Genomic DNA, 7,890 nt, shown 5'->3' with positions numbered 1-7,890 from the left:
CAAAGCAAGCTTCAACTGGATCGACCCGCTGCTGCTGGACCAGCAACTCACCGAAGAAGAGCGCATGGTGCGTGACAGCGCCGAGCAGTTCGCCGCCGACAAGCTGGCCCCGCGCGTCCTCGAAGCCTTCCGCCATGAACAGACCGACCCGGCAATCTTCCGCGAGATGGGCGAGACCGGCCTGCTCGGCGCCACCATCCCCGCCGAGTACGGCGGCAGCGGCCTGAACTACGTGTGCTACGGTCTGATCGCCCGTGAAGTCGAGCGGGTGGACTCCGGCTACCGCTCGATGATGAGCGTGCAGTCCTCTCTGGTGATGGTGCCGATCTACGAGTTCGGCAACGAAGCCACCAAGCAGAAGTACCTGCCCAAGCTGGCCAGCGGCGAATACATCGGCTGCTTTGGCCTGACCGAGCCGAACCACGGTTCCGACCCGGGCTCGATGATCACCCGCGCGAAGAAGGTCGACGGCGGCTACCGCCTGACCGGCAACAAGATGTGGATCACCAACAGCCCGATCGCCGATGTGTTCGTGGTCTGGGCCAAGGATGACGCCGGCGAGATCCGTGGCTTCGTCCTCGAGAAGGGCTGGCAGGGCCTCTCCGCCCCGGCGATCCACGGCAAGGTCGGCCTGCGCGCCTCCATCACCGGCGAGATCGTGATGGACAACGTCTTCGTCCCGGAAGAGAACGCCTTCCCTGAGGTGCGCGGCCTGCGTGGCCCCTTCACCTGCCTGAACTCCGCCCGCTATGGCATCTCCTGGGGCGCCCTGGGTGCCGCCGAAGCCTGCTGGCACACCGCGCGCCAGTACGTGCTGGACCGCAACCAGTTCGGTCGTCCGCTGGCCGCCAACCAGCTGATCCAGAAGAAGCTGGCCGACATGCAGACCGAGATCACCCTGGCCCTGCAAGGCTGCCTGCGCCTGGGCCGGATGAAGGACGAAGGCACTGCCGCGGTGGAGATCACCTCGATCATGAAGCGCAACTCCTGCGGCAAGGCCCTGGATATCGCGCGCATGGCCCGCGACATGCTGGGCGGCAACGGCATCTCCGACGAGTTCGGCGTGGCCCGTCACCTGGTCAACCTGGAAGTGGTCAACACCTACGAGGGGACCCATGACGTCCATGCGCTGATCCTCGGTCGCGCGCAGACCGGCATCCAGGCGTTCTTCTGATCCCCCGACCGGGCCTTCTCCTCCTCTATATAGAGAAGGGGCGGCCCGGGCTCACTTTTCCATCCCAGGTGATCCCATGGCTGGCGCTCTCTCCCATATCCGTGTGCTCGACCTCTCCCGCGTGCTGGCCGGCCCCTGGTCCGGGCAGATCCTCGCGGACCTGGGGGCCGAGGTAATCAAGGTCGAGCGGCCGGGCTCCGGCGACGACACCCGCGCCTGGGGGCCGCCTTACCTCAAGGGCTCCGACGGCCGGGACACCAGCGAGGCGGCTTACTTCCTCTCGGCCAACCGTAATAAGCAGTCGGTGACCATCGACTTCACCCGACCCGAGGGCAAGAAGCTGGTTCGCGAACTGGCGATGAAGTCCGACATCCTCATCGAGAACTTCAAAGTGGGCGGCCTTGCGGCCTATGGCCTGGACTACGAGTCGCTGAAGGCCATCAACCCGCGCCTCATCTATTGCTCCATCACCGGCTTCGGCCAGTTCGGCCCCTATGCCAAGCGTGCCGGCTACGACTTCATGATCCAGGGCCTGGGCGGCCTGATGAGCATCACGGGCCGCTCCGACCAGGAAGAAGGTGCCGGGCCGGTCAAGGTGGGCGTGGCGCTGACCGACATCCTCACCGGGCTCTACTCCTCCGTCGCCATGCTCGCGGCCCTGGCTTCCCGAGAGATCAGCGGCAAGGGGCAGCACATCGACATGGCGCTGCTGGATGTACAGGTCGCCTGCCTGGCCAACCAGGCCATGAACTACCTGACCACGGGCAACGCGCCCCGCCGCCTGGGCAATGCCCATCCAAACATAGTCCCCTACCAGGACTTCCCCACGGCGGATGGTGATTTCATCCTCACCGTCGGCAACGACAGCCAATTCCGCAAGTTTTGCGAGGTCGCCGGTCATCGGGAGTGGGCGGACGACCCGCGTTTTACAACCAACAAGGCGCGGGTGGCCCATCGCGCCGAGCTGATCCCCATGATCCGCCAGTCAACGGTCTTCAAGACCACCGCCGAGTGGGTCGCCGCGCTGGAAGAAGTAGGCGTGCCCTGCGGACCGATCAACGACCTGGCCGCGGTCTTCGCCGATCCCCAGGTGCAGGCGCGGGGGCTGCGGGTCGAACTGGACCACCCCCTGGCCGGCATGGTGCCGCAGGTGGCCAGCCCCTTGCGTCTATCCGATACCCCCGTGGAGTACCGGATGCCGCCGCCACTGCTGGGTGAGCACACCCGGGAAGTGCTCCAGCAGGTGCTGGGGCTCGCGGCGGAGCAGGTCGATGCATTGCGCAAGGCGGAAGTTATCTAGGCTTCTTATATAGAGGCCCGCAAAGTGATTTGAAGATAATTTCAAAAGGGGGGTTTACAGCCCCCTTGGCTCATGTAGAATGCGCCCCTCGCTGACGGGGGCCGAGGTTCTCGAAAGCGGTAAGCTGTTGAAATGAAAAGAAATTTTCAAAATACAGCTTGACGGAAAGGTGGGGTGATGTAGAATGCGCCCCTCGCTGAAGCGACCAGGTCGCAGAAGCAGCAAGCGGTTGAGTAGAAAAGAAATTTTCGAAAAACAGCTTGACAGAAAGAAAGGCTAGCGTAGAATGCGCGGCCTCGGTTGAGACGAAAGACTCGGTCGAAACGCTCTTTAACAACTGAATCAAGCAATTCGTGTGGGTGCTTGTGAAGTAAGACTGGTAGTCGACTGATTATCAGCAACACAAGTAACACTCGTGAATTCGAGAGTTTATTTGCGATTGCTGAGCCAAGTTTAGGGTTTTCTCAAAACCCAAGCAGTATTGAACTGAAGAGTTTGATCATGGCTCAGATTGAACGCTGGCGGCAGGCCTAACACATGCAAGTCGAGCGGCAGCGGGTCCTTCGGGATGCCGGCGAGCGGCGGACGGGTGAGTAATGCCTAGGAATCTGCCTGGTAGTGGGGGATAACGTTCGGAAACGGACGCTAATACCGCATACGTCCTACGGGAGAAAGCGGGGGATCTTCGGACCTCGCGCTATCAGATGAGCCTAGGTCGGATTAGCTAGTTGGTGGGGTAATGGCTCACCAAGGCGACGATCCGTAACTGGTCTGAGAGGATGATCAGTCACACTGGAACTGAGACACGGTCCAGACTCCTACGGGAGGCAGCAGTGGGGAATATTGGACAATGGGCGAAAGCCTGATCCAGCCATGCCGCGTGTGTGAAGAAGGTCTTCGGATTGTAAAGCACTTTAAGTTGGGAGGAAGGGCATTAACCTAATACGTTAGTGTTTTGACGTTACCAACAGAATAAGCACCGGCTAACTTCGTGCCAGCAGCCGCGGTAATACGAAGGGTGCAAGCGTTAATCGGAATTACTGGGCGTAAAGCGCGCGTAGGTGGTTCAGCAAGTTGGATGTGAAAGCCCCGGGCTCAACCTGGGAACTGCATCCAAAACTACTGAGCTAGAGTACGGTAGAGGGTGGTGGAATTTCCTGTGTAGCGGTGAAATGCGTAGATATAGGAAGGAACACCAGTGGCGAAGGCGACCACCTGGACTGATACTGACACTGAGGTGCGAAAGCGTGGGGAGCAAACAGGATTAGATACCCTGGTAGTCCACGCCGTAAACGATGTCGACTAGCCGTTGGGATCCTTGAGATCTTAGTGGCGCAGCTAACGCGATAAGTCGACCGCCTGGGGAGTACGGCCGCAAGGTTAAAACTCAAATGAATTGACGGGGGCCCGCACAAGCGGTGGAGCATGTGGTTTAATTCGAAGCAACGCGAAGAACCTTACCTGGCCTTGACATGCTGAGAACTTTCCAGAGATGGATTGGTGCCTTCGGGAACTCAGACACAGGTGCTGCATGGCTGTCGTCAGCTCGTGTCGTGAGATGTTGGGTTAAGTCCCGTAACGAGCGCAACCCTTGTCCTTAGTTACCAGCACGTTATGGTGGGCACTCTAAGGAGACTGCCGGTGACAAACCGGAGGAAGGTGGGGATGACGTCAAGTCATCATGGCCCTTACGGCCAGGGCTACACACGTGCTACAATGGTCGGTACAAAGGGTTGCCAAGCCGCGAGGTGGAGCTAATCCCATAAAACCGATCGTAGTCCGGATCGCAGTCTGCAACTCGACTGCGTGAAGTCGGAATCGCTAGTAATCGTGAATCAGAATGTCACGGTGAATACGTTCCCGGGCCTTGTACACACCGCCCGTCACACCATGGGAGTGGGTTGCTCCAGAAGTAGCTAGTCTAACCGCAAGGGGGACGGTTACCACGGAGTGATTCATGACTGGGGTGAAGTCGTAACAAGGTAGCCGTAGGGGAACCTGCGGCTGGATCACCTCCTTAATCGAAGACTTCAGCTTCTTCATAAGTTCCCACACGAATTGCTTGATTCAATTGCGAAGGCGATTGGGTCTGTAGCTCAGTTGGTTAGAGCGCACCCCTGATAAGGGTGAGGTCGGCAGTTCGAATCTGCCCAGACCCACCAATTGTCGCGGGGTCGTATGACCGGTTGACATTGGGGCCATAGCTCAGCTGGGAGAGCGCCTGCTTTGCACGCAGGAGGTCAGGAGTTCGATCCTCCTTGGCTCCACCACTCTCAGCGAAGTAGACCAAGAGTCCAGAATTGAATATCCGTGAATGGATATTGAATTCTGAACTTTGCTTCAGAATCGTTCTTTAAAAATTCGGGTATGTGATAGAAGTGACTGATTGATCGTTATCACTGGCGATCAGTTAGCTCAAGGTAAAATTTGCGAGTTCAAGCGCGAATTTTCGGCGAATGTCGTCTTCACGTTCGAGACAGATAACCAGATTGCTTGGGGTTATATGGTCAAGTGAAGAAGCGCATACGGTGGATGCCTTGGCAGTCAGAGGCGATGAAAGACGTGGTAGCCTGCGATAAGCTTCGGGGAGTCGGCAAACAGACTTTGATCCGGAGATCTCTGAATGGGGGAACCCACCTAGGATAACCTAGGTATCTTGTACTGAATCCATAGGTGCAAGAGGCGAACCAGGGGAACTGAAACATCTAAGTACCCTGAGGAAAAGAAATCAACCGAGATTCCCTTAGTAGTGGCGAGCGAACGGGGATTAGCCCTTAAGCTTCTTGGATTTTAGCGGAACGCTCTGGAAAGTGCGGCCATAGTGGGTGATAGCCCCGTACGCGAAAGGGTCCAGGAAGTGAAATCGAGTAGGACGGAGCACGTGAAACTTTGTCTGAATATGGGGGGACCATCCTCCAAGGCTAAATACTACTGACTGACCGATAGTGAACCAGTACCGTGAGGGAAAGGCGAAAAGAACCCCGGAGAGGGGAGTGAAATAGAACCTGAAACCGTATGCGTACAAGCAGTGGGAGCCTACTTTGTTAGGTGACTGCGTACCTTTTGTATAATGGGTCAGCGACTTATTTTCAGTGGCGAGCTTAACCGAATAGGGGAGGCGTAGCGAAAGCGAGTCTTAATAGGGCGTCTAGTCGCTGGGAATAGACCCGAAACCGGGCGATCTATCCATGGGCAGGTTGAAGGTTAGGTAACACTGACTGGAGGACCGAACCGACTACCGTTGAAAAGTTAGCGGATGACCTGTGGATCGGAGTGAAAGGCTAATCAAGCTCGGAGATAGCTGGTTCTCCTCGAAAGCTATTTAGGTAGCGCCTCACGTATCACTCCAGGGGGTAGAGCACTGTTTCGGCTAGGGGGTCATCCCGACTTACCAAACCGATGCAAACTCCGAATACCTGGAAGTGTCAGCGTGGGAGACACACGGCGGGTGCTAACGTCCGTCGTGAAAAGGGAAACAACCCAGACCGTCAGCTAAGGTCCCAAAGTTCTAGTTAAGTGGGAAACGATGTGGGAAGGCTTAGACAGCTAGGAGGTTGGCTTAGAAGCAGCCACCCTTTAAAGAAAGCGTAATAGCTCACTAGTCGAGTCGGCCTGCGCGGAAGATGTAACGGGGCTCAAACTAGACACCGAAGCTACGGGTTCGTCGCAAGACGAGCGGTAGAGGAGCGTTCTGTAAGCCTGTGAAGGTGAGTTGAGAAGCTTGCTGGAGGTATCAGAAGTGCGAATGCTGACATGAGTAACGACAATGGGTGTGAAAAACACCCACGCCGAAAGACCAAGGGTTCCTGCGCAACGTTAATCGACGCAGGGTGAGTCGGTCCCTAAGGCGAGGCAGAAATGCGTAGTCGATGGGAAACGGGTTAATATTCCCGTACTTCTAGTTACTGCGATGGGGGGACGGAGAAGGCTAGGCCAGCTTGGCGTTGGTTGTCCAAGTTTAAGGTGGTAGGCCGAACACTTAGGCAAATCCGGGTGTTCAAGGCCGAGAGCTGATGACGAGTGTTCCTTTGGGAACACGAAGTGGTTGATGCCATGCTTCCAGGAAAAGCCTCTAAGCTTCAGGTAACTAGGAACCGTACCCCAAACCGACACAGGTGGTCGGGTAGAGAATACCAAGGCGCTTGAGAGAACTCGGGTGAAGGAACTAGGCAAAATGGCACCGTAACTTCGGGAGAAGGTGCGCCGGTGAGGGTGAAGCATTTACTGCGTAAGCCCATGCCGGTCGAAGATACCAGGCCGCTGCGACTGTTTATTAAAAACACAGCACTCTGCAAACACGAAAGTGGACGTATAGGGTGTGACGCCTGCCCGGTGCCGGAAGGTTAATTGATGGGGTTAGCGCAAGCGAAGCTCTTGATCGAAGCCCCGGTAAACGGCGGCCGTAACTATAACGGTCCTAAGGTAGCGAAATTCCTTGTCGGGTAAGTTCCGACCTGCACGAATGGCGTAACGATGGCGGCGCTGTCTCCACCCGAGACTCAGTGAAATTGAAATCGCTGTGAAGATGCAGTGTATCCGCGGCTAGACGGAAAGACCCCGTGAACCTTTACTGTAGCTTTGCACTGGACTTTGAGCCTGCTTGTGTAGGATAGGTGGGAGGCTTTGAAGCGAGGACGCCAGTTCTCGTGGAGCCATCCTTGAAATACCACCCTGGCATGCTTGAGGTTCTAACTCTGGTCCGTCATCCGGATCGAGGACAGTGTATGGTGGGCAGTTTGACTGGGGCGGTCTCCTCCTAAAGAGTAACGGAGGAGTACGAAGGTGCGCTCAGACCGGTCGGAAATCGGTCGCAGAGTATAAAGGCAAAAGCGCGCTTGACTGCGAGACAGACACGTCGAGCAGGTACGAAAGTAGGTCTTAGTGATCCGGTGGTTCTGTATGGAAGGGCCATCGCTCAACGGATAAAAGGTACTCCGGGGATAACAGGCTGATACCGCCCAAGAGTTCATATCGACGGCGGTGTTTGGCACCTCGATGTCGGCTCATCACATCCTGGGGCTGAAGCCGGTCCCAAGGGTATGGCTGTTCGCCATTTAAAGTGGTACGCGAGCTGGGTTTAGAACGTCGTGAGACAGTTCGGTCCCTATCTGCCGTGGACGTTTGAGATTTGAGAGGGGCTGCTCCTAGTACGAGAGGACCGGAGTGGACGAACCTCTGGTGTTCCGGTTGTCACGCCAGTGGCACTGCCGGGTAGCTATGTTCGGAAGAGATAACCGCTGAAAGCATCTAAGCGGGAAACTCGCCTCAAGATGAGATCTCACTGGGATCTTGAATCCCCTGAAGGGCCGTCGAAGACTACGACGTTGATAGGTGGGGTGTGTAAGCGCTGTGAGGCGTTGAGCTAACCCATACTAATTGCCCGTGAGGCTTGACCATATAACACCCAAACAATCTG

The 7,890-nt window shown here is 56.6% G+C and carries 2 protein-coding genes, 2 tRNA genes and 2 rRNA genes; all 6 read left to right on the top strand.

From position 1 onward, the window contains the following. On the top strand, positions 1 to 1,174 hold a 1,174-nt coding region (locus E8F12_RS10960), incomplete at its 5' end, for an acyl-CoA dehydrogenase (RefSeq protein WP_280324397.1). Between the two features lie 76 nt (positions 1,175 to 1,250). After that, positions 1,251 to 2,474 (top strand): CaiB/BaiF CoA-transferase family protein, encoded by a 1,224-nt coding sequence (locus tag E8F12_RS10955; protein ID WP_280325258.1) that lies wholly within the window; start codon positions 1,251 to 1,253, stop codon positions 2,472 to 2,474. A gap of 483 nt (positions 2,475 to 2,957) precedes the next feature. Beyond that, positions 2,958 to 4,494: ribosomal RNA gene (locus tag E8F12_RS10950) — 16S ribosomal RNA — on the top strand. Between the two features lie 65 nt (positions 4,495 to 4,559). Then, positions 4,560 to 4,636: transfer RNA gene (locus E8F12_RS10945), tRNA-Ile, on the top strand. 32 nt (positions 4,637 to 4,668) lie between these two features. Continuing rightward, positions 4,669 to 4,744 (top strand) — tRNA-Ala (locus E8F12_RS10940). A gap of 235 nt (positions 4,745 to 4,979) precedes the next feature. Beyond that, a 23S ribosomal RNA gene (locus tag E8F12_RS10935) occupies positions 4,980 to 7,871 on the top strand. Together the 16S and 23S rRNA genes with 2 tRNA genes alongside form the textbook arrangement of a ribosomal RNA operon. Positions 7,872 to 7,890: the final 19 nt, after the last annotated feature.

Origin of the sequence: Pseudomonas sp. BN102 (assembly GCF_029871245.1) — a bacterium.
Classification (GTDB): Bacteria; Pseudomonadota; Gammaproteobacteria; order Pseudomonadales; family Pseudomonadaceae; genus Metapseudomonas.
Note: the sequence above shows the minus strand (reverse complement) of the source record. Positions and strands in the feature narration are given on the sequence as shown.